The organism is Cellulomonas cellasea (assembly GCF_006538745.1).
In the GTDB taxonomy this organism is placed as follows: domain Bacteria; phylum Actinomycetota; class Actinomycetes; order Actinomycetales; family Cellulomonadaceae; genus Cellulomonas_A; species Cellulomonas_A cellasea.
Genome location: NZ_BJLR01000046.1, coordinates 1 through 21,480 on the forward strand (window position 1 = coordinate 1; position 21,480 = coordinate 21,480).

The window sequence follows — 21,480 nt, forward strand, 5'->3', positions numbered from 1 at the left end:
TTCTTGTCCGCCGGAAAGTAGAGCAGCAGGCTGCTGCGCCCTTCTCCGGTGAAGTCGTCTATCCAGAATGTGTGGTTCGCCCACGCCTCATCGACAACGCGGCCCAATCTAAAGTTCAGGCAGGCCGCCAACTTTGCGGTATTCTCAGGCCCTAATCTGGCACTCCAGCCTAACGCCTCGAACTTCGATGTCGCGATGTGGTCGAAAACGCTGCCCGGCTCTGCGACTACGACCTCGACCTCGACCTCGTAACGCTCGTTCACAAGCCCGATGAGCGTTAGCCGTGCTGGATTGTAGGCAAGCTCGTACAGCACAGTGAACGTGCTTGTGCTCGTGGGCACGGTGAGCCTGCCAGGCAAGGCGCCTGTGGCGGCTCGTGGGACGGGGACTCCGCCGACGAACCACGAGACCCTCAATGGTGCCGCCGGGCCGACGCCACCGTCGCCCTTGGCGGCCAGGCTGAAGTGCGTCGTCGTCTCCTGACCCGAAATCGTCCAAGACAAGTCGCCGCACGGTGACTTGCGCGTCTCCGTGCGGAGCACGGCGTGCTCGAATACGAAGCCGGTGCGCTCGATCGTCACAAGGTCCACAGCACCAGACTCCTCGTCGTTGAACTCCTGGTATCACGAGCGGCGTTGAATCCAGCGCCACCTCCGTGCCGTGCTCCGTAGACGCCGCCCGCAGGGACACCAGACGCATCTCTTCACTCCGAGAGTGTCCGCACCACGACCTGGCGCGAGGCTTCCCGCGCACGTACTCCAGGTGGAGTCCTTGCCGACCCAATGAACACCGTCGCGTTCGCTCTGAGACAGAACGGTTCTACCGCTCGGTTCTGTACCCCTTCAACTGATTGAGGTCAGGTGGGCGCCGTCACTGCACGAAGATGCGGCGATCGGTGACCCCGCAACCAACCAGATGGACCCGCGCGACGAGTGACCGGACGATCGAGGACGCGGCGGCACGGTTCTTCGCCGCGTGGGAGGAGCGCGCAGCCGCGGAACTAGAAGCTGCCGACGCGGTGGGGCGTCTGCTCGAGGCCGAGCTCAGCCATCGGTGTGCGGTCTTGTCTTTACCGAGGAAGTAGCTCCGTCTCCTGGCGGGGGGTGGAGGCCTTGAAAGTTCGGTGCGTGCACGCCGACATCGTTTGGGCCTGCAACGTCGGCCACCGAGCGACCACCCGATACCGGCGTCTCACTTCCTTGGAAGTGAGACGACCCGCGGGCACCGCTCCCCCCGGCTGGCCGTAACGGCGCGTCGCGTTCCAAAATCCCTCGCCAAACGCGCGTCGCACAAGGTCGCTACGGCGACGAGTTCCACTACGGTCGGCGCATGGAGCTGGGCTACGCACGGGTGTCGACCGCCAAGCAGGACCTCGAACGCCAGATCGACGCCCTCACCGCGGCCGGCATCCCGGCCGAGCGGATCTTCGTCGACAAGAAGTCCGGCGCTCACACCGACCGCCCCGGCCTGACCGCGCTGCTCGACTACGCGCGCGAGGGCGACGTCATCGTCGTGCACACCCTGGACCGGCTCGGGCGCACCGTGCGCGACACCCTCAACCTCATCCACGACCTCACCGACCGCGGCGTCGGGCTGCGCAACCTCGCCGACCCCATCAAAGTCAACTCCTCGGATCCATCCGACCCGATGGGTCAACTGGCCCTCGTGCTGCTCGCGCTGTTCGCGCAGATGGAGCGCACGTACATGCTCGAGCGCGCCGCCCACGCCCGCGCCGTCGCCGCCAAGACCGGCCGGCGCACCGGCCGCCCCACCGTCGTGGACCCCGACAAGCTCACCTATGCGATCCACCTGCGCGACGCCGGGCACACCATGGCCGAGATCGCCGTTAAGACCGGCATCACCCGCGCCACCCTCTACCGCCACATGCCACCCCGCCCCGCCACCCCCGTCACCGCCGCCGGGCAGCCCGAGCCGGCGCCGCGCTCATGAGCCTGACGCCGGGCGACGACCGGTCGGTCGCGGACTACCGCCAGCTGCTCGACGACGTGCTCACCGAGGTCCGCGCCGCGCGGATCCGCGCGGGGCAGGCGGTCAACGCCGAGCGCACGCTGCTCTACTGGCGCGTCGGCCAGCTCATCCTCGAGCGCCAGCAGCAGGAGGGCTGGGGCGCGACGATCATCGACCGGCTCGCCGCCGACCTCGCCGCGCAGTTCCCTGGCGCGCGCGGCTGGTCCCCGCGCAACCTCTGGTACATGCGCGCCCTGGCCGAGGCCTACCCCACCCGCGTTCGTGCAACAGCTGTTGCAGGACTCCCGTGGGGCCACCTCACCGTCCTGATGAGCCAGGTCCCCGACCCCGGCGCCCGCACTTGGTACGCCGAGCAGGCCTCCCGCTACGGATGGTCCCGCGCGGTGCTCACCCACCACATCAGCACCCGCCGGTACGAGCGCGTCGGCCAGGCACCGGACAACTTCACCGCCACGGTCCCCGCCGGCGAGCAGGACCTCGTCCGTGAAGTCCTCGCCGACCCCTACGACCTGGAGTTCCTGGCCCTCGACCCCACCCACTCCGAACGCCAGCTAAAGGACGCCCAGGGACAGCGCCGTCAGATCTGCCGTTGAGCCCGATGCTCGGTTGACCGCTTGCTGCGTCGCGCGGCGCTCGACGTGGGCCGCGTAGGGCGCCGCCCCACTCCGCTGAGCACCCGTTCCAGACGGGTGCTGCCGACACAAGTGCCGCATTACGGACGAGCGATTCCAGTCACGACGACGCCACCACTTGGCGCTGCGCTGCCGTAGAGGCGGGCAAAGGAGACATCCAGCACTCCCGGGCCAACCTCGTACAGGCCCTCGAACTCAATCGTGCCGCTGAGGGACTGCCCGCTCGAGATGGTCTCGACCCAGCTCCCGGAGAACGGGTCGGCCTCGTAGGCGCGGCCGCCTTCGTCGACCGCGGTGACGTTCTTGAAGAGCGGGACCGTGAGGCTGTCATCGGTCCCGTTGGTCACGGTAGCGTCGATGCGCAAGTGTCCGCCCTGATTCTCGACCTTCGTGACCTCCACGACAACGTCGCCTCGTGTCGCCGACCACGGCCCTACCGCGGGGTCCGGTTGAACCGTGTCGGCTGGGGGCGGCTGATCGCGGCCTGGTGTCGGGGCATCGCCGCTCGACTTCGAGGGGCCGGATGACGCGAGCGGATCCTTGTTCGGCTTGGACTGTCGCTCACCGAACGTCACGGACCCACCCCAGGGCGTTGCCACTTCCTGGATGACGAGCCCCTGGCTGAGCGCGTAGGCCAGGCAAGCGACTACGAAGACGGCGGGCGCGAGCCAGGCCCAGCGCTTGCCGTTGGGCTTATCCACTTCGACCTCATCTCCTCCGTCGCCTGCTCACGACGCCGGCCACTCGGGAACCCAACGCAGGAGGTGGCCGTCGTCGCGCACGCGGTACACGTGCGTGCGCGATGCGGTCAGATTGACGTTCCGCGGGTCGCCGCTCAGGCGCGCGGAGCCCGCGGTCGTGTGCCGCCAGACTGAGCCGTCGTCGTGCAGCGTGAGCGCGGCGTCGGGCTGTGCGGCTACGGCAGTCACCCGCCCCGGTCCGCGCACGGCGACCCACTGCCCGGAGCCTTGGTCGTGCGCCGCGCTGCCGTCTTCTAGCAGGAGGCACACGCGACGGCCCGACGCCGCCACCATGCGCGCGGGTGTCCCGCTCCAGATGCGGCTCCACCCCGTGTACGCGACGTTGCGGTACACCCAGACGGTTCCGTCGTCGTGGAGTTGGTAGAGCTCGTCGGCGCCCACAATATCGACGGCGCGCGGGTTGGTGTCGATCTCCGCCCAGCCGGTGAGCGGTGTCCCGGTATACGCCCAGACGCGCCCGTCGTCGTGGAGCTGGAACAGGTCCTCGCCCCGTGCGGCGAGGCGGACGGTGCGCGGGTTCCCGTCGAGGAGCTGCCACCCCGTGTAAGGCGTGCCGGTGTACCGGTAGATCGCGCCGTTCGAGTGCCGCTGATACAGCTCCTTCTCGGTCACGAGCAGAGCCTTCGTCGCGGGGTTGGTGTCGATCTCGGCCCAACCGACCCTCGGCACGCCGGTGTACTCCCAGATCCGTCCGTTGTCGTGGAGCTGGAACAGCCGGCCCCATGCGGCGGCGACCAGCTCGGTCGCGGGATTGTCGTCGAGGAGAGTCCACCGCGAGTCCGGCGCGCCGCTGCGGCAGGCCTCCCACGTCACAGCGAATGCCTCCGCCGAGTAGAACATCCCACCGAGCTCGGCGTCACCGAGCAGCCCGGCGACGTACAGCTCCTCGAGGAGGTCGGGGAGCAGACCGATGTGCGCCATGCCCTCGGCGCTGAAGTCCCACGACCGCTCACCGAACCGGCACCGCGTCAGGGCGTCGGGCGGGGCCCCGGGGCTGTCCGCGTAGACCACCATCCCGCGAGCGGCGCGCGACGTTGCGTCCAGCGGGACGGGTCCGGCGAAGCGGGGCGCTGGGAGGCGCTCGAGTCCACTCGCGTCCGAGCCGATCGCGACGCCTTCGTAGCCGTTGCTAATCTGCGCCCGGACCTGCTCGGCGACATGGTCCATCCCTTCGCCGATGCCGACGCCGACCAGGCCCCGCAGCGCACGGAGGCGGCGCAACGTCCGCACGGAGTGGTGGCGCTCCGTCGCATGGCCCCCGCTACGCACGCCGGTGTGCCCCGCGACGAGCGGGTACCGCTCGGCCTCCGCGATCGAGAGCACGTCCTCGACGGTCCGCTCCGACATGTGGTCGACGTCAATGAGCACGCCCCGTCGCATCAGGTGCCGCACGGCGACCGCGCCGAGAGCCGTGAGGCCGCGCGCGTTGCGGTGCCCGGTGCGAGTCGCAGGCGGCGCTGGGACGTCACGCAGCAGGTCCTCGCCGAGCGCCCTCTCGGCCACGGCGCGTCCGATCCAGCCCAGGTCCGGCGGAATGTAGGGCGCCGTGATCCCGGAAACGGGCGGGGCCGGCTCGATCGTCGCGTGACGTCCCGTGAGGTACCGGGTGCTCAGGGCGAGGAGCGGTTCGTACACTGCGCTGCCCCCGAACGCATTGTCGGCCAGGTGGACCGGGAAGAAGTACCGCACGCCGGCAGCGATCAACCGGTCAAGCTCGTCCGTGACCTGCGCGGGCGTAGGGTGCGGAATCGGGTCCGCGCCCGCGCCGGTGGGCCGGCGCGCGCAGAAGTTGCCGATCGCGTCGACCTCGATGCCGAGCACCACCGCGAGACGCCCCGCCGATACGGTGCGACGGAGCTCCTGCGCGTTCTCGACCACGTCCATGAACCCGCTCAGTGCCGCGAGCTTCTTGATGGCCTCGATCTGCAGGTCCGCCGAGGTCCGGTCGTCCGTCGGGCCCTTCGTCTCCGTGAGGTCCGCCAGCAGAGCGCTGTTGACGGCCAGCGCCACCACGACGCGCAGACCACCTTGCCACGCTCGCTCCAGCCACTCCACGCGGGCCTGCTGGTGGGTGCGGTCGTGCCAGGTCGGCCAGGTACGGAAGCCCGGCCAACCACGGGCTTCGTGCTCCGCGACGTACCCGGGCGTGGCGTCAACGCCCCCCATCGCGCGCAAGGTGCCGACGACGTTGGCGCGGACAGCGTTGCCGCGCAGCTGGAACGGATGGAACTCGTGGTGCCCGCCACAGTCGTGCAGCGTGTCCGCGGGCGCCCCGTCGGGCGCGCCGTACACGAGCTCGGTGCCGAAGCCGAGGTGCGCGGCCGGGTGGATGTGCATGTCGACGAGACCGACGAGCCGGTCCCCCGCCAGCCGGTTGACGCCCTCCGCGTACTTGCCGCCCAGTGAAGCGATCATCGGAAACCCCTCTCTGCTCGGGCGGGGTCTGGAACGACCCCGCGGTTAAGAGCAGACTGTCCGCCGGGGGTCTGGCGCGGCACGGTGTCATCCCGCCGATCGTGGAGGGTTATCCCTCAACGCAAGGGGGAGTGCGATGGGCGGGCCGACGCGAACGACCCGGCTTCCCGTCGGCGGCAGCCCGTTTAACGTCGCGCGGCGGCGCGCCGCGGACCGGGCGGGGACCGCTGCGGTCGCCGCGGTGTTCGTCGGGGTCGCCACGATGGCCGCCGGCACCGTGACGTCCTGGGACTGGCTCAGCTCGGCCGGCCCGCCCTACGTGCTGTTCCATCTCATCGGAGCGCTTTTCCTGCTCGCGGCGGCGACCGCGCTTGTCCAGCGGCAGCCAGCCGTCGTCGCCCTCCTTCTGGCCCTCGTCGGCGTCTTTTGGTACGTCGCCGACCTCCGCTCCTCCACGGTGCCCGCGGTGTTCGCGCTCGGCTTTGTGCTCGCGTACCTGCCGTACGCGGGACTCGCGCACGTCGCGCTCGCGGCCCCGTTCGGCCGCCTCTGGAATCGCGTCGATGTCGCCGTCGTGAGCTGCGCCTACGCGACCGCGGTCGGCTCACAGTGGGTACGGCTCGTCGTCGACGATCCTCCGATGCCGTGGTACTGGTCGGACTCCCAACCCAACACCGCCGCCGCGCGCACCGGCAGTGCCCTCGCGATCGTCCTGACCATCATTGCTGCTGTCCGCTTCGTGGGTCGCTACCGCGCGGCCGCGCGGGGCGTCCGGCGGCCCTCGGCCACGATCTGGTCGATATTCGCCGCTGCCTCGATCCTGTGGGCGGCCACCGAGCTCGCGAGCCTGCTCAGTGCGGACCAACGGGTCCAGAACGCCCTCGTGATCGGCGCCGCGGCGCTCACCGGTACGGCCCCGGCCATCTACCTCGCCTCGGTGACGAGGAGCTCGTGGGGAAGCCGACGCCTCGCGCCGCTCCTTACGCCCGGCGACCGGACAGGTCCCGCCGCCATGCAGCACGCTCTCGCGGTGGCGCTCGGCGACCCGGGGCTCCGGGTCGCATTCCGCGGACCGGACGGAGCGCTGCTCGACGTGAAAGACCGCCCGGTCCCCGTGCACAGCCCGTCCGAGGTTGTCACCCCGGTCCTCGTCCGCGGGGAGGAGCTGGCGGTGCTGGTGCACGACCCCGCACTCGCGACCGACCCGAGGTTCGTCGCGAGCATCGTCGATGTCGCGGCGCTCGCCCTAGAGAACGCCCGGCTCGTCGCCCTCCAGCGCGAGCAACTCGTAGAGCTGCGCGCGTCGCGGCGCCGGCTCGTCGAGGCGACCGACGCGGAGCGGCGCCGGCTCGAACGGAATCTGCATGACGGAGTGCAGCAGAGCCTGCTTGGCGTGCTCGTGCTGCTGAACCTGGCCGCGGAGACCCGCACGCGCGCCCCGGCCGAGGGCGACGCGCTACTCGCACGCGCCGCGCACGAGGTCTCGACCGCCCTCGGCGAGGTCCAGGACCTCTCGCGTGGCGTCTTCCCGAGGGTCCTCACCGAGCAGGGGCTCGCCGGTGCCGTCGAGGTTCTAGCGGAGCGGAGCCCTGTGCCCGTGGTGGTGCACGTCGACGACCGTCGCTGGCCACCCGAGCTCGAGGTAGCAGGGTACTTCGTGATCTCCGAAGGGCTCGCCAACGTGCTCAAGCACGCCGAGGCCACCGTCGTCGTAGTCAACGTGACAGGGTCGGCGTGCGAGCTCGTGGTTTCCGTGACCGACGACGGTCGTGGCGGTGCTCACCCCGGCTCCGGGACCGGCCTCGTCGGGCTCCGGGACAGGGTGGGTGCCGTGGGTGGGATCCTCGAGGTCTCAGACGCCCGGCCGTCGGGGACGGTCGTGACGGCACGCATTCCCCGGGTGGCGGCGGCCGAGGCGTCGCGGTGAGGGTCTTCATCGGCGAGGACCAGGGGCTCCTGCGCGACACTCTCGCCCAGGCGCTCAACGCTCGCGGAGTAGAGGTCGCCGGGACCGCCGGTTCGTTGCCCGACATACTGGACCGGGTCGCCGACGTCCGGCCCGACGTATGCCTCCTCGACATCCGCATGCCGCCCACCGGGACAGACGAGGGGCTCCGCGCGGCCGAGTGGATCCGTGCGCACCATCCGGGCATCGGCATACTCGTCCTATCCCAGCACGCTGAGACGGCGTACGCAGTGCGCCTGCTGGAGGTCGAGGACGAGGCACGCGGGCTCGGGTACTTGCTCAAGGAACGCGTCGCCGACCTCACGGTGCTCATCGACGCGATTGAGCGAGTCGCCCGCGGGGAGGTCGTCGTCGACCCAGTCCTGGTCTCGCGGCTGCTGGCACGCCGCCGCGCGTCGGACGCCCTGAGCCGCCTCACCGAGCGCGAGCGGGACGTGCTAGCTCTCATCGCTGAGGGCCGGTCGAACGCATACGTCGCGCGGCACCTGCACTGCAGCGGTAAGACGGTCGAGAAGTACGCCGCCTCGGTGTACAGCAAACTCGGCCTCGCGGTAGAAGACCCCATCACCCGCGCCGAGATGAACACCCGGGTCCTGGCAGTCCTTGCGTACCTACGTCACTCCACCTGAGGGAGCGCCGCCCCGCCCACGCGAGACTGGATCGGGACGCGACCCGACCGGCATGAGGACTGCGCTCCTCGACCCAGGTTGGACCGCCCGGTCAGCCGCTCGTCCGGTGTTCGCCGGGCCGGCACCCTGTCCGCGCGACCCACTCGGTGAGCCGAGTTCTAGAAAGGTGGAACCGCTCGTGCCAGCCGAGCGGCGCGTCGGCGTGCGCGGTGGTGGAGAAGGCACCTTCCCAGGCGAGATGGAGGGCCGCGAGCTCCTCGACGAATTCCCAGTGCTCCGTCCAACACTCGGGGATGTGACGGCGGTCGAGGGAGTAGTGGTGGGTCAGCCAGGTGACCCAGGTGTCGAGGTCTTCGAGCAGGAGCCGCTGGTCGTCCGGGCCGTGTGCGGCCCAGCAGATTGGGACCGCAGGTCCGAACGGTTGTGGGAGCTCCGCCTGGGGGAAGAACGCGTCGACGACGGGTTGGGAGCGTGCGGGTCTGCGGTTCATCGGGCCATACCTTTCTCGAGCTCGTTCGGGTGAGCGATGGGGCTCCTGCCCGGGGCGTTGACGGACGCCGGGATGGAGGTGGGGCCGTTGGCGAGGTCGTCGTGGGCGACGGTCGCGGCAATCCGTGCACGCCAGGCGCGGCGTGCGTCCGGGTCGTCGGGCTCCGGTCCGAGCTCGACGACCCAGGCAGGCGGGTCGGCGATGGTGTGGTCCGTCAGCGCCTCGATGCGCGCGGCGATGAGCTCCTCGATCTGGCGCAGCGTCGCTTGGGCGCCTGGTGACAGGTGCGAGGTGTCCGGGTGGGTCGGAAGGGCGCGCGGGTCCTCGACCTGGGTGCTGAGCCATGCGTTCACGCGGCGGCGTAGCGCGGCGGCGAGATCATGGTCCGGCTCGTCGGCGTCCTCGAGCGGCGACACCGTGAGCAGCGCGTCTACGACGTCGTCCATTCGCGGGTGGACGACGGCGCCGCGTTCCAACGCGGCATACAGCGGGCCGCAGGACGGCGAGGCGGTGATGGCATCGAGTAGGGCTTCGGTGAGTCCGGCGTGGCGGAGCACGCCGAGCCATCGGGGTGCGGAGGCGTCGGCGTCGATCGTGTCCCGGATGGGGCCGAGCCGCTTGAGTGAGGTTGCGGCGTTCTGCCGGGCGGCGATGGTCTGGGTGGCGGACAGCTCCGCCCCGGAGGTCGCCAGGATAGTGGCGAGGACGTCGCGGCCGTCTGGGGTGGCGTGGGTGTCGGGTAGGTAGTCGCAGGCCGGGTCGACGTCGTCGACGGCGACGTAGACGTGGTTGTCGTGGCGGCCGCGGGTCATGGCGACGTAGAGATTCTCGCGCGTCATTCCGGGTGCCGCGAGGACGTGGGCGTGGTCGACGGTGACGCCCTGCGCTCGGTGGGTCGTGGTGGCGTAGGCGAGGTCGACGTGCTCGGCAACGTAGTCGGGCGGCAGGACCACGGTGCCCGGCGGTTCCTTGCCGTCGCTGCGACGGGCGAGCCTCGTGACGGTGAGCGCTCCGTCGGGTGAGCTCGCGGTTACCGTCCACAGGTCGCCGTTGCGGACGTGTCCGCCGTCGGCGCGCAGCCGGCGGTTGTTGGTGCGGGTTACGACGTGGTCGCCGACGCCAATGACGGTGCCGTCGCGGTTAATGACGCCGTCCGTGGCGACCAGGCCGTCGGTGACGCGGTCGTTGTGCGCGCGGGTATTCAAGCTCGCGACGGTGCGCGCGTCGGCGGCGAGCAGGATGGCAGTGACGCCGTTCTCGGTGTCAGCCTGCCAGGCGGTGTAGGCGGCTTCGCACATCGCTTCAGCGGGGCCGGCGGTGATGCGCTCGTGTTCCTCGTAGGTGTCGAGCACCGACCGGAGTCCAGCACGCAGCGCGCGCGTGGCGTGGGCCTCCCACCGGTGCGTGAACCGCCACAGGGACGTCAGCGTCGCGGGGTGGGCGCGCTCGGCGAGCAGGTTGAACGCTCCCCCGGCGTCGACGGCGGACGGTTGCGCATGGTCCCCCACCAATAGCAGCTTTGCTCCGGCGGCGGTGGCCTGGGTGGTCAGTGCGTCGAGGCTCATGGTGCCGGCGAGGGAGGCCTCGTCGACGATGACGAGCTGCCCGGGGCGCATCGTCCACCGTTGTTGCTCGCCGGTCAGGTGGCCGATGGCGGTGTCGATGGTGCGTAGTCGGCGCAGGTCGAGCCGTGGTGTCTCGTGGCGCTCGGCGGCGAGGCGGCTCAGGTAGTCGGCGCGAAGCTGGGCGCCCTTGCCGGTCGACTCGTGCAGCCACTTCGCGGTGTTCTCGCAAGGGATGCCGAGCGCGGCGGCGAGCTCGGCGGCCGCGGTGGACGACGGCGCCAGGCCCAAGACTGTTCCCCGCCCGTGCTCGGCCTCCCAGACCGCCTTGACGTTGGCGAGCGTGGTCGTCTTTCCGGTTCCTGCCGGGCCTACCAGCACATCGACGCGACGCTGGGATGACCTGATAGCGCGGATCGCTGCGATCTGATCCTCGGCAAGAGTCACTGCGCGGCCGTCGACGCGATGCAACGGTGCGTGGAGGTCGACCGCCGGCCGTCGCGGGGTCGCGCCGGGCATCACTGCGGCGTTAGTGGCAGCCGCAAGTAGACGCTGCTCCGCGGCGAGGACGTCCGCGTGGGTGTAGCGGGCTTCGCCGGGCCGGGTGAACACGGACGTCCCATCCGGGCCCTGGTACTCCTCCGACGGCGTGAACGGCTCTGGCGGCTCGAGGCTCACGCATCGGCGCAGCGCCGCATCCGACACACGATCGAGCAGTTTGATGCGGTCGGCAGGCGTCGCCATCCGCAACCCACGTGTCGTGCGTGCCGTCTCAGCCAGGACGTTCCACCGTGTCCACGTCGAGCGCCGCTCCATCACCTGCCCCACCGTGTGATCGGCAAGGCGATCGATCACGGGTTGCGGAACCTGCCTGGCCGTCACAGTTTCAGCACGCGACCGGCTGAGCACGTCGCCAGTCAGTGCCTCGGGCGTCCTGCCGGTGCGGTCTGAAGCGCGTCCGCGCCACGCCTCGACGAGCTCGGCCAGCGGGCGTACGTGCTTGTCGGGTCGCGTTGCCCGGGTGACGTGTTGGCGCCAGCCGCAAGATCTCGATCCGGTTGGGCGCACGCCCGTGGCCGGCATAGAAGTCACCGATCGTGGCCGTCATCGCAGCATCGATCTGCGTCGTACGCGTCGAGAACTCCGCCATCAACCCGTCATTGGTGCCGTCGAGCTCGAACCCGGGCGAGCGACGGACCCCGCGATGACGCCACGACCACGACACCGGCAGGCGACGAGCCAACTCGTCGGCGAGGAGGTCGTCATAGAGCTCCGAGATCGTCACCACGGCGTGGTGCAGAGCTCGCGAGTCCACCGACAGCCAGCGCCCGTCGGGTGACTGAACCTTGTTGGCCACCACGACGTGCGTATGCAGATTTGGGTCACCTGCTCGTGAGTCCCAGTGGTCGAAGGCGGCGGCCACGGCTCCGCGCGTTGGTCTCTGCTCACAACCCGCCGCACCCGTCCTCGTGAACAGCGCCGCGTTCTCGAAGAAGGACAACGAGTCCTGGACCGCTTTTCGGTGCGCGGCCAGCACCTCTGTCTGGGTGCGACGGTCGCCGAGCGCCCACAAGGTGGAAACCGACTTCGGTGGAGTGAAGGTCATGTCGAAGCCGGCCACGGCAGTGTGCCGCGGCTTAGCCAGCTCGCTGCGGGTTATCACGTCGACCGCTGCCGTGCGACCTTCACCCTCGAGCTCCTCGGGCAGCCCAGCGACCCGAGCGGCGATTTGATCTCGCACTGGGATGTACGTCGGGTAGGGGCGCCCAAGCGCGACGCCTGAGAGAGGGTCGCGACCAGCACCAAACAGTTGAGCCATCGCCTCTTCAGTGACCAACGAACCATCGAGATTGGCGTCACCGTCGCCTATACCTGCCAGGCCCTGCCCGAGCCACTGACCCGGCGGATTGCCTGAGGCGGCGTAGTAGGTCGTCAACGATGGTTGGCCGGTTCCGTCACAGTCGCCAATTGCTGTGTGCTTCAGAAGGTATTGATATCCGGCACCCGCGGACAGCCGACGCATCGTCATGACCATGGCGCGGCCCGACCGCAGTGCGCGGTGGCCGCCCGCGCAGCAACGTTCACCATGCATCAAGGTAGGCAGTTGACAGCACAACGTCGTAGCGTGTGGCCTTGCGTCACACGTAAGCGACCTCGAACGAACGTCGGAAGCTGCCTGCACGAGTGCACGAGTTAGGGGACGTGCGCTCCGACTTGCGCATCGTGGTCAACCGGCTGCTGCTCGGACGAGGTCGTGCGCGCGGTGCGACGTCGCGCGGGGTAACCCGTCCACATCTCGGAGAACGAGCTGGTGTAGCGACGGCTAAATCGGAGCACCTCAGTCGGCTCGCCAATACTGGCCGCCCTCACGAGATACGCTGGTTCCGTGATCGGAGGCAGCCCCATCCAGTCAAAACGCGTTGGACGCGTGAACAAGTGTTCATAGCTCCGCGGGCCAACAAACTCGTGCCGACTGCGGCCCCACGAATCCTTAGTCACGCGGTTCGGAACGAATAGCAGCCTGCAGAAGCCTAGCGTCTCGATCCGAGTCACCGCCTGCCTGGTCGCCTCAAGCGCGGCCTCGACCTTCGCGACATCCGGACTGTTTCGTCGATAGTGAGAGTAATCGTTTCTGACTGATGCGACGTCAGCGTTTACGAGTATCCGCGTGACTTCGCGTAGACCAGCCACGATCCTGTTCCGGCTCGGAGCAGTCAAGTCGATGAAAGGCACGGTGGACCGAAGCAAGAATGTCTTGATGCTCGTTTTGCCGTCATAGTCGGGCAACTCCGCATCCGGACGTCTGTACTTATCCGGATCGTCGGCGCATTGCTCCAGTCGCCTACCTAGTGCGCTGAAGCCACTCACGAGATTTGCTAGATCAACACGATCAGCCGTGTAATCGGCTGAGCCGGCGGGACTCGGCGCAATCTCTTGCATGAGCGCGAGCCCAGCAATCCTGTCTTCCTCATCATCATACGTAAATGGGAAATGAGCCGTCGTGTGATCGGTGAGAAACGCCCATGCCGTGAACGCCAGGGCATCCAGAAGGATTCCTTCAAGCCTCGAGAAGTAGGGCGATGCCGAATCAAGAAATCGCTCGGAAGCGCCGATCTCGGATGACTGCGCCAGCGCCCACAACCGCTCATGGCGGGACCAAAATTCAACGTGTGGATCCTTGTTGCTAGTTACTGAGAAGCCCAGCTTCCACATAAGGGTGCTGATCAGCTCGTCGTCGGGGAGAACGCCGCCATCTTCGAGGCCGACTTCTTCGCACGCGGCTATCATGTTCGTCTTCCGCGCGAGCACCATTCGCTCGAGGACACTCCTTGGTTCGCTCCTCTGAAAGAAGTGATCCAATCTCTCATCGACGTCCTCCACGTCGATTCCACGCAGCTGCCACTCCAACTCCTCGACGTCCGTCGCAGCTTCTCGAACGTAGAGGCGGTCGAGAACGCGCCGAAGACGCAGCAACGCGAAGCCGGGATCGTCGGATGCAAACCTGACACCGTGCTCGCCAAGCTCCGCTCGAAGCCTGAAAGCACCTGACCGCATGCCTCCAGCGATGACGGGGCGCCGTATCTCCCCCGAAGGCACGCCAATGCGCCCGGACCGCACGAGTCGGTCGAGCGAATTTCCGATCAGTTCGTCGCGAACAAACAGCATCAGCTGCAATAGTTGCGCGCGCGCCAGTCCGCCTGTCATTTCGGACGCGGACTTCGAACCTAGGATCGGTCCAAGAGAACCGCGAACCTCGCCGCGAGTCCCGTCGAGCAAGTCAATCATGAGCGTCTGCAGCTCCGGCAGCGATAGAGAGTCGCCGACCAGCGGTATCAAAGTCGCTGACCGCTGATCGCCGAAGTGCGCCGACATGAGACCGCTTACCTCGGCCGCAAATTGCCACCATTCGGCCGCCTCGCCCTCCGTCTTCTGGAGGATTTCGTGGAACTTGTCGCGATCACGATTTATCGCGGCGGAGCGGCTTGTGTCAAGCAGCACTGGATGGATCGTTCGGCAAACGTTGCGTGCGCAGTGATAGGCCGGAACTCGGCGCGTGGATTCCAGGCTCCGCGACGTGGGGGCGTCTCGGAGACCGTAAGGACCGATGGTGTAATTGCCATACTGAAAGACGCCGATGGGTAGCGGCTCTAGAAGCCTAAGCGTTTCTTCAGCAGTCAGCGCATCTTTCTCGTCTTCGTGCAGTTCCGCATATCGATCATACAACTCACGCCCAAAGATGAATGGAAAGTATATCCGACGACGCACGATCTCACGATCAATGGCGCTCACGAGTTGACTTAAGTCCGTCTTCTCGATGTCGATGAACAAGTCTTTCTGTCCCAATGCGAGCGCGCACATCAACTTTGCTTCTTTAGCTTGCACGCCCTCTTTCCGGACCAGCCGGTCTCGTAGCGTCGAGCCGGCTGCTGTAAGTACGATAGAGTGGTTGAGGGCGTCCGATATCACGTAGTTGTCCGGGATCGTGCAATCGCCCAATATTTCGATCAGATCGGCGATTCTGACGAACTTCGCCCGCCAGTCGACATCGGTAAACTCATCCTTGAGCTGTTCAACGCCTCGATGCGGCACGATTCCTCCTCCGTCGAATGCGATGCTAGCGGGGTGCGGCGCTGCCGCCTAGACGCGGCGTCGCGCGCCGGCGAGGCACCAGGGCAACAGAGCGCGGTGCCCTCCAAGCCTCGAGTGCCAGAGGTGTCCCGCATCTTCTTGCCTCACCGACGCTCTCGCGACGCAGCCTCTCCCACGAGCTCCTCGAGCATGTCCTGCTCGAGGAGCTCGGCGGCGCGATCGTCCGGCGAGCACCCGTGTGCGCGTGGACGCAAGGCGGACCCGCTGCCACGGGGGGACGGGCAGCGGGTCCTCGCCAAGCACAGTAGACCCGAACCGATCCGTGCGGTCGATGCCGACGAGCTCGGTGGAGCGCTGAGGTTGTGGCGCGCATCGCCCACCTGTCGATGTCGGCCCCGGATGCCGGCGAGGTAGCGACGGCACGGGCGGTGAGCGATGACGACGACCCAGACTTCAGCTGTGCATGCGCTGATCGACAACGCGGGCACGGGCTGGGACGCCGCGTGGACCCTGACCCACGCGGCGTCGCACGTTGCGGCGATGTTCGCCGAGACGTTGCCGTTCATCGATGCCATCCCGCTGCTGCTCGTTTCCGCGGACCTGCGAGCGGCCGAGGAGCACCTGGAGCAGGCGCATCGCGACCTGCCGCTCCGCCCCACGACGGCAGACGTCGGCCCCGCCGACGTCTGCCGTGACGCGGCCCCTGCGCATCCAGCGGTCCAGCAGCTGGTGCGCGCAGCACTCGAGCCCGTACGCCACCTGCGGTCGTCCGATCCGACCGGAGTAGCGGCCGTCAACCTCGCCCGCGCGGACGCGCTGATCTGCTCAGCACGCCGCCAGCTCCTCGCGAGCCAACCATGAGCAGCGCCACCTACCGCGAGCTGATGGACCGAGCCGCCGGTCAGCTTCACGATGCGCGCCGGTCCACGGACGTGCGCTTCGACGATCGCGCGAGTGCCCTCGCAGCCGTCGCGGATCAGCACTCCGTCCTGTCCGCCATCGGCTCGCACATCTGGGCGGTGCTGACGCCGGGACGCGCGGCCGGTGTGCGCGCGGCACCGTATCCGGACTCCATCGAGGTCGCAGCGGTCCGACTGGCGACAGCGATCAGCGAATCCATCGGCGCCCCTGAGCCCTACCCGGCGCTCCTCGACGGTCCCCACGCCGCGTGGGGCCGCTGCGCACAGACGCTGCGCGCCGCCACGGATTTGTTCGCCGTGCACCACGATGCCACTGGGGCGCCACGCACTCCCGATGCCCGAACGCTGGAGTCGCTGCCGGTGCGCGATGCGGCGCTGTCGTACCTCGTCGCGCTCGCCTTGGACGTGACGTCCACGACACGAGCGATGGCCCTGCGCGCCGGGCAGGCAGGCGTGCCCTGGCCGAGTGTCCGCGTTCGTGTCCCTCTCTTCGAGCGTGTCGAAGACGCGGCCAGAAAGCTCTCTGCACTCGTCCCGCTCGCCGACGAAGCCGCGCTCCCTGACGTCGGCCTCGTGCCGACGGAAGCGCGCGGCGAAGACGTCACCGAGGAGTTAGCGGTCCGCCTCCTCCGTGTGCGTCAGCGCTCGTGGGAGCTTCCCGCAGCCTCAAACCGTTCGATCGCGACTCTTCGCGATCTTGCGGTGCTCGGAGTTGCGGTGCATGCCCATACCGCTGCGTTCCACGGCGCCAACCCCGCGACGTCGCGCCTGGTCGATCGAGCTCGGCGTTGGCAGAAGCTCGCAGCCTCGCTCGCGAGGTTGCGCAGTTCTGCACCGCCGGACGACGACGTGCGCGCAGACCTCACCGCGACAGCAGGTCTGCTGTCTGCGATCGCTCCACTTGCCGGACCGAGTCGCGCGGGCGCGTCGGACCCACAATCACGTCGTGCCGGCGCCACCCTGAACGGTGGCGTACGCCTCATGACAGACGTCGCTCATCAGAACTCCCGCGCCTTCTCGGCAATCGCGCGCACCAGCGCCATCTATGTACCCGCCCGCAGCCTGACGGGTGACGAGGTGACGGACGATCCCGAGCTGGTGCGTGCACACCTCGAAGGGCGACTTGTCCGCGCACCAGCGCGCATCCTCGCCGAGGTCGGAGAGCTCTACCTCCCTCTCCGGACGCTTCCCGTCCAGGCACCGGTGAGCCGGCACGCGCCGGTCGCGGCGCGTGCCGTCGACGCCGAGCCGATCCGCTGTCGGGCCTAGCGGCCTTCTCCGACGCGTTCTGCGTAGCCGCGCCCGGCTGCTTCAGATGACCGCGTTCAGACGTGCCGCGAGCGTCGCCAGCGGCGCGCCGGCAGAGAACGCCTCGGCGGTCCGGCAGAATCGGCGGCCGCCATCCTGCTCTTCCGGGTCGGGCTGAAGCGTCACGGCGCTTCCCGCTGACGTGGGCCCGTCCCCGCCCATGGCACCGCGTGACGTGATCGGACCGATCTCGAGCTCGAGGTGGGCGCACGACGCGGAGACGACGGTGATGCTGGTGTCCGACGTGGGGGCCCTGTGGATCCGTCGACGATGGCGTTGTCTCTGATCTGCACGCCCATGGCGGCCTGGTGACGAAGCACGCGAGAGGGATCCGCCATCGGCGAGGCGCTGGACCGATATGCACGCCGGGGCCCTTCGATGCCCAAACTTTATGAGCAGATGAAAAGAGTTCCATGTGCACCGCACGGGCGGGGCGTAACTGAGCAGGAAGACGACCCAGACAGGCACGCACCGCCAACCGAAACTCTGCAGCACACCCAGCCCTCGCCAGCATTAGTAGCCGATACGCCAAGAAATGCGCCGAACTTGACCTTTCTCAAAGTGAGCCCTAGAAGAAGATTCTGATTGCATCCCCGCCACGGGCTGCCGCACCCGCAGGCGGCAACTGCCTGACAATCGGCGCGTTCGCTGCAGCGGGCGGTGGCTCCGGAGCAACTAGCAGCAAGCTGGTCGCGCTCATAACCCCCCGCGCTTCATCGAGCGTCTTTCCAATCAGGTCCGGCACCAGTGCCGCCGCCCCGCCTGTTGCAGCGAGCAAATCTTTACGTGCTTCCGTGGCGCTACTCGACGCAAAATAGAAGGCTGCCGCCGCTGAGCTGAGAGAGACCACGCCGCCAATAAGAAGATTGCGAGCTCCCGCATCGTTGAATGACAGGGAGGCGGCGGCAAGGATTAGGAGTGTTCCGACCAACAGCACAGCCAACACCGGTCTCGTCATACTCGCCTCGGCTCCAGCGTCTGCGCGGTGCTGCATAATGAAGCGGTGCACCAAGACCGAGATCAAGCCGAGAACCACTACTAACGCAATCCCGCCAAGCACGAGGTCGGACCGCGAATCGTCAGTTATCGCGGCCGCCGCGGAAGCAAATCTCACTCGCATCGCATGCCTCGCCTTCTAGAGCGCCGAAGTTGGCGTTCAGTGGAAAGAGTTTAGGCGCACGCAACATCCCTATGCAGTATCGTGCGATCGCAAGACCGTTGAAATCCCCCCTCTCTTTTTGCTTGCCGACCTTGAGTGGGCGCCTGCGCGCGCGGCTTAAGGTCGGCCAGCCGGGCGCCTGTGCGCGCGGCTGGCTGCCACCGCAATAGATGCGTGTGCGTCACCTGCCGGCCAGCCTCGTCGCAGAACACTCCCCGCCTTGCGAGCGTGCCAGCTAATCTTCATGCCAACTGAAGACAAACTCTCGACCGCGATTTCCCCATGCGTTGTAATCCCAATCGATCGCGTGAGCGCCAAAGCCTAGAACGCCCTCCTTCCATAGCCCTACGCGACCGAACTTGCTGATACTGAACGGCTGAACATACGTCTCCGCACTCCGCGCCCTGTTCTTTGTCTCGATGCGGCGCCCGATCGGCAAGTAGTAGCCTGGAATAAGAGCCATGTAAAGTTCGAGCGACTTCCACCACGTGATGCGATTATCCACCTCGAGGGGGAACTCGATATTCTGAGGGTCACCGGCCGCTCTAACTTCGAAGCTGATGCGAAAGCCGGGCTCGTCTCTAGCCATAGTTCTGAGACCGATATCGAGCCCTTCATCGCCCAACGGTTCGTCGCTCATCTTGCACCTCTTAATTCGTTTCGATTGTCCTGCCGACCGAGCCAAAGGCCGATTCGCGCATCACGAGACGATAGACGCCGGCCTATCCCTCCTCGACGCTGCTGCGGCGAGCGCACTCGATGCCTACGGTGAAGACGCGACATCCTCCACTACGCCGGTGGTCCTCCTCTCACATCAAGACCCGTCACCAATCTCGTGGCCGAGTACACCTAGCAGTCCGGGAGCTCGTCGAGATTGTTGCCCGGGTCCGCGTCCGGACCCGTGCGCAAGTACCGTCCGGTCCGCCCGTCGACGACGTGGACGTCCGCGACGGATGGGCCGGCGCCCGTGTAGTACGCGACCGTCCCGCTCGTGATCTGCAAGATGGCCTGAGCGGCGCTGACCGTGCCCCACGCGCCGCACAGGCGCGTGATGTCTCCGCCGGAGTCCTTCGCGGTGGAGGTCACCCGACGATGCCTGCCCTCGCTCGCCGCGCCGCCACCGATCACGAAGGCGACGTACAGCGGGTGCCCGCCTTCGGGGACCGGCGAGGTCCTCGGGTTATCCGGCTCGCCGGAGGTCCCGGTGAACCTCCACCGCGGCTGGGTCGACGCCGCGGCGTTCGCGGCGAACCCCGTCGGGCACTGAAACGAGAAGACCACGGTTTTCATCTCGAGATTCTCGTCGGCGTACTGGTACGTGACGGTCCCCTCGGACCCGAAGACGCTCGGCTTGGGGTCCTGAAGGACGAACCGGCCGACCGAGCCGCGCGCGATGCGAGCCGGTGGGCTCATGACGTAGGACCCGAATGCGGCGGTGATGCTCGTCAACAGCAGGTCCGAGGGGCCCTTCGTGTTGTCGATCATCACGTAGCACGAGAAGTCCAGGGGCAGGGCGAGGGTGCGCTGCACCTCCGCGACCCAGCTCGAGAGCGTCCGCGGGACGCTGTTGAGCCACGCGTCGATGGTGCTGCCTGCGATCCCGAAGGCGTCGGCGAGCGCCGCGACCACCGTCGGGCCGGGCACGCCGTTCTCGATGGCCGCACGCGCCGCCGCAGAACCGACGAAGTCACCGAAGTGAAGCAGCTCGAGACCCGCGACGCTGAGGAAGTCCGCATCGACCTGGTTCGGGTCGTTGTTCGGGAAGCCGAAGGAGTTGTAGGCGCTCACGATCGTCTCGTTCGACGCCCGCACGGCGGCGAGGGCAGGTGCTGGCCTGGTCGGCTGCGGCACGGCGAACGGTCGGCTGAACGTGAAAGACACTGTCGTGCCGTCGACGTGGAGGTCGCTGTAGGGGCGCCCAGCGATCGCGCCCAGGAACGCGTCGCGCATCGCCGCGTCCTTCAGCCTGATGCTGACGTCCACGCTGAGCTCGCTCGGGTCCGACAGCACACCCCACCTGAACCCCGTCAGCCACCAGTGGATCTCAGGGCCGCGTGTGAACAACGTCGTGCCGTTCCGGCGCAGCTTGGCGCTCAGGAGGAGCCGGTCCCCGTCGGACGCGCAGTCGTAGAACAGGTCGTGGGACGGCACGTCGTCGTTCGGGCGCTGGCCGACAGTGGCGTCGAGCACGGCGTAGCCCAGGCCGGTGGACCCGATCGGCCGGGTGTACACGCCGATCTCGCAGCCGGTCTCGAGGCCGTACTGCCCCTTCCACAGCTCAACCATCCAGTGCTTGCCCGCGTAGTCGAAGAAGATCGGCTCGCAGTCGATGACCGCACTCATCGCCAGAGCGCCGTCGTCGTACCCGTACGCGTACCCGAAGCTGCGCTGCGGGGCGTCCATGCGGGAGTAGATGATGTCCTGGTCCGGGTCGTACAGGAACCCGGCGGCGTACACGCCATACCCCAACGGGGTGGTCGGCGACCAAGGGCTCGGCACGGTCAGCTTCCAATCATCGACGTCCGGCGCGTCTGGCACGCCGGGTCTTCGAGCGGGGTCAGGTCCGACGTGGTCGGCACTACATCTGGCCGGCTTCCACGTCGGCGGAGAGCGTCTCTCCGGCGATACGGGCCGTCACGTGACCGCGCACGCCTCGGACGTCGAGCTTGGGCATCCCGCCCGGGGACGCGGTTCCCCAGTCCGGGCCGCCGGTGCCGGCGGTGGCGTCGATCGAGACCCCGATCCCGACGGCCCAGATCTTCTCCTCGACGGAGCTCGTGTCCGCACCCGAGGCGCTGCGATGTGCCGCCCCCGGCACGGTGCGCGGCAGGATGCCGGCGTACGTGGTGCTCACACTGATCTGCTCGACAGGTTGCTCGACCCAGTGGAAGTGGTGGTACCAGGGGTCGAACCACCGCCGCTGCCGCTCCCAGTGAAACGTACGGCCGCCGCTCCCGATGCTTGAGTAGACGACCAGGTACGACTTGAAGGCGTACGCCTCGAGCTTCCACTGCCCGTCGGTCGTGTACACGGTGGATTGCGAGCTCATCGCACCTCCC

18 protein-coding genes are annotated in these 21,480 nt (G+C 67.8%); 6 read left to right on the forward strand and 12 right to left on the reverse strand.

Annotated elements, in window-relative coordinates:
• A partial coding sequence (locus tag CCE01nite_RS20915) for an immunoglobulin domain-containing protein (protein ID WP_141372973.1) occupies positions 1 to 590 on the reverse strand: 590 nt, incomplete at its 3' end.
• A 739-nt stretch (positions 591 to 1,329) separates the two neighbouring features.
• On the opposite strand from CCE01nite_RS20915, the gene CCE01nite_RS20920 reads away from it, so the two are divergent.
• Positions 1,330 to 1,950 carry a recombinase family protein gene (locus CCE01nite_RS20920; protein WP_034625628.1) on the forward strand — a complete coding sequence of 207 codons (621 nt, stop codon included), beginning with the start codon at positions 1,330 to 1,332 and terminating at the stop codon, positions 1,948 to 1,950.
• On the forward strand, positions 1,947 to 2,582 hold the full coding sequence (locus CCE01nite_RS20925) for a DUF1016 N-terminal domain-containing protein (RefSeq protein ID WP_034625631.1): 636 nt from the start codon (positions 1,947 to 1,949) through the stop codon (positions 2,580 to 2,582). The genes CCE01nite_RS20920 and CCE01nite_RS20925 overlap by 4 nt, the downstream gene beginning before the upstream one ends.
• A 119-nt stretch (positions 2,583 to 2,701) precedes the next feature.
• On the opposite strand, the gene CCE01nite_RS20930 is transcribed toward CCE01nite_RS20925, so the two are convergent.
• Both CCE01nite_RS20930 and CCE01nite_RS20935 read right to left on the reverse strand, forming a co-directional pair.
• Positions 2,702 to 3,322, reverse strand: a complete 621-nt coding sequence (locus tag CCE01nite_RS20930; RefSeq protein ID WP_141372974.1) for a DUF4352 domain-containing protein — start codon at positions 3,320 to 3,322, stop codon at positions 2,702 to 2,704.
• A 27-nt stretch (positions 3,323 to 3,349) separates the two neighbouring features.
• Positions 3,350 to 5,797: a membrane dipeptidase gene (locus CCE01nite_RS20935; protein ID WP_034625638.1), complete on the reverse strand. Its 2,448-nt coding sequence runs from the start codon at positions 5,795 to 5,797 to the stop codon at positions 3,350 to 3,352.
• A 136-nt stretch (positions 5,798 to 5,933) separates the two neighbouring features.
• Here CCE01nite_RS20935 and CCE01nite_RS20940 point away from each other — a divergent pair, with 136 nt between their 5' ends.
• Both CCE01nite_RS20940 and CCE01nite_RS20945 read left to right on the forward strand, forming a co-directional pair.
• Positions 5,934 to 7,724 carry a sensor histidine kinase gene (locus CCE01nite_RS20940; protein WP_052103535.1) on the forward strand — a complete coding sequence of 597 codons (1,791 nt, stop codon included), beginning with the start codon at positions 5,934 to 5,936 and terminating at the stop codon, positions 7,722 to 7,724.
• Positions 7,721 to 8,392, forward strand: a complete 672-nt coding sequence (locus CCE01nite_RS20945) for a response regulator transcription factor (RefSeq protein WP_034625641.1) — start codon at positions 7,721 to 7,723, stop codon at positions 8,390 to 8,392. The genes CCE01nite_RS20940 and CCE01nite_RS20945 overlap by 4 nt, the downstream gene beginning before the upstream one ends.
• Before the next feature lie 91 nt (positions 8,393 to 8,483).
• Here the strand turns inward: CCE01nite_RS20945 and CCE01nite_RS20950 are convergent, their stop codons facing one another.
• The 4 genes from CCE01nite_RS20950 to CCE01nite_RS20965 all read right to left on the reverse strand — a co-directional run bounded on the left by CCE01nite_RS20950 (position 8,484) and on the right by CCE01nite_RS20965 (position 15,034).
• Positions 8,484 to 8,882, reverse strand: a complete 399-nt coding sequence (locus CCE01nite_RS20950) for a hypothetical protein (RefSeq protein ID WP_052103537.1) — start codon at positions 8,880 to 8,882, stop codon at positions 8,484 to 8,486.
• Positions 8,879 to 11,299 (reverse strand): ATP-dependent DNA helicase, encoded by a 2,421-nt coding sequence (locus CCE01nite_RS20955; RefSeq protein WP_169743977.1) that lies wholly within the window; start codon positions 11,297 to 11,299, stop codon positions 8,879 to 8,881. Before CCE01nite_RS20955 ends, CCE01nite_RS20950 begins: the two co-directional genes overlap by 4 nt.
• A 31-nt stretch (positions 11,300 to 11,330) precedes the next feature.
• Positions 11,331 to 12,536 (reverse strand): MobF family relaxase, encoded by a 1,206-nt coding sequence (gene mobF / locus CCE01nite_RS20960; protein ID WP_084142473.1) that lies wholly within the window; start codon positions 12,534 to 12,536, stop codon positions 11,331 to 11,333.
• Positions 12,537 to 12,637: 101 nt separating this feature from the next.
• The gene (locus CCE01nite_RS20965; protein ID WP_141372976.1) at positions 12,638 to 15,034 is read right to left on the reverse strand and encodes a hypothetical protein; all 2,397 of its coding nucleotides are present in this window, start codon (positions 15,032 to 15,034) and stop codon (positions 12,638 to 12,640) included.
• Positions 15,035 to 15,469: 435 nt separating this feature from the next.
• On the opposite strand from CCE01nite_RS20965, the gene CCE01nite_RS20970 reads away from it, so the two are divergent.
• Positions 15,470 to 15,895: a hypothetical protein gene (locus CCE01nite_RS20970; RefSeq protein WP_141372977.1), complete on the forward strand. Its 426-nt coding sequence runs from the start codon at positions 15,470 to 15,472 to the stop codon at positions 15,893 to 15,895.
• Positions 15,892 to 17,223, forward strand: coding sequence for a hypothetical protein (locus tag CCE01nite_RS20975; RefSeq protein WP_034625650.1), 1,332 nt, complete (start codon positions 15,892 to 15,894; stop codon positions 17,221 to 17,223). The genes CCE01nite_RS20970 and CCE01nite_RS20975 overlap by 4 nt, the downstream gene beginning before the upstream one ends.
• 42 nt (positions 17,224 to 17,265) lie before the next feature.
• On the opposite strand, the gene CCE01nite_RS22465 is transcribed toward CCE01nite_RS20975, so the two are convergent.
• From CCE01nite_RS22465 to CCE01nite_RS20995, 5 genes are all read right to left on the reverse strand, one after another.
• Positions 17,266 to 17,388, reverse strand: a complete 123-nt coding sequence (locus CCE01nite_RS22465) for a hypothetical protein (protein ID WP_281282422.1) — start codon at positions 17,386 to 17,388, stop codon at positions 17,266 to 17,268.
• A 442-nt stretch (positions 17,389 to 17,830) separates the two neighbouring features.
• The gene (locus CCE01nite_RS20980) at positions 17,831 to 18,208 is read right to left on the reverse strand and encodes a PASTA domain-containing protein (RefSeq protein WP_141372978.1); all 378 of its coding nucleotides are present in this window, start codon (positions 18,206 to 18,208) and stop codon (positions 17,831 to 17,833) included.
• 448 nt (positions 18,209 to 18,656) lie between these two features.
• The gene (locus CCE01nite_RS20985) at positions 18,657 to 19,061 is read right to left on the reverse strand and encodes a hypothetical protein (protein WP_034625653.1); all 405 of its coding nucleotides are present in this window, start codon (positions 19,059 to 19,061) and stop codon (positions 18,657 to 18,659) included.
• A 209-nt stretch (positions 19,062 to 19,270) separates the two neighbouring features.
• Positions 19,271 to 20,959: a DUF4474 domain-containing protein gene (locus CCE01nite_RS20990; RefSeq protein WP_052103544.1), complete on the reverse strand. Its 1,689-nt coding sequence runs from the start codon at positions 20,957 to 20,959 to the stop codon at positions 19,271 to 19,273.
• Between the two features lie 40 nt (positions 20,960 to 20,999).
• Positions 21,000 to 21,470, reverse strand: a complete 471-nt coding sequence (locus tag CCE01nite_RS20995) for a hypothetical protein (protein ID WP_034625659.1) — start codon at positions 21,468 to 21,470, stop codon at positions 21,000 to 21,002.
• Positions 21,471 to 21,480: the final 10 nt, after the last annotated feature.

What these genes read in the sequence shown, in the direction of transcription:
- CCE01nite_RS20920 (WP_034625628.1), top strand. Translation starts at nt 1,330, where the DNA reads ATGGAGCTGGGCTACGCACGGGTGTCGACCGCCAAGCAGGACCTCGAA.
- mobF (WP_084142473.1), bottom strand. Translation starts at nt 12,536, where the DNA reads ATGCATGGTGAACGTTGCTGCGCGGGCGGCCACCGCGCACTGCGGTCG.
- CCE01nite_RS20975 (WP_034625650.1), top strand. Translation starts at nt 15,892, where the DNA reads ATGAGCAGCGCCACCTACCGCGAGCTGATGGACCGAGCCGCCGGTCAG.
- CCE01nite_RS20970 (WP_141372977.1), top strand. Translation starts at nt 15,470, where the DNA reads ATGACGACGACCCAGACTTCAGCTGTGCATGCGCTGATCGACAACGCG.
- CCE01nite_RS20935 (WP_034625638.1), bottom strand. Translation starts at nt 5,797, where the DNA reads ATGATCGCTTCACTGGGCGGCAAGTACGCGGAGGGCGTCAACCGGCTG.
- CCE01nite_RS20995 (WP_034625659.1), bottom strand. Translation starts at nt 21,470, where the DNA reads ATGAGCTCGCAATCCACCGTGTACACGACCGACGGGCAGTGGAAGCTC.
- CCE01nite_RS20940 (WP_052103535.1), top strand. Translation starts at nt 5,934, where the DNA reads ATGGGCGGGCCGACGCGAACGACCCGGCTTCCCGTCGGCGGCAGCCCG.
- CCE01nite_RS20950 (WP_052103537.1), bottom strand. Translation starts at nt 8,882, where the DNA reads ATGAACCGCAGACCCGCACGCTCCCAACCCGTCGTCGACGCGTTCTTC.
- CCE01nite_RS20925 (WP_034625631.1), top strand. Translation starts at nt 1,947, where the DNA reads ATGAGCCTGACGCCGGGCGACGACCGGTCGGTCGCGGACTACCGCCAG.
- CCE01nite_RS20985 (WP_034625653.1), bottom strand. Translation starts at nt 19,061, where the DNA reads ATGAGCGACGAACCGTTGGGCGATGAAGGGCTCGATATCGGTCTCAGA.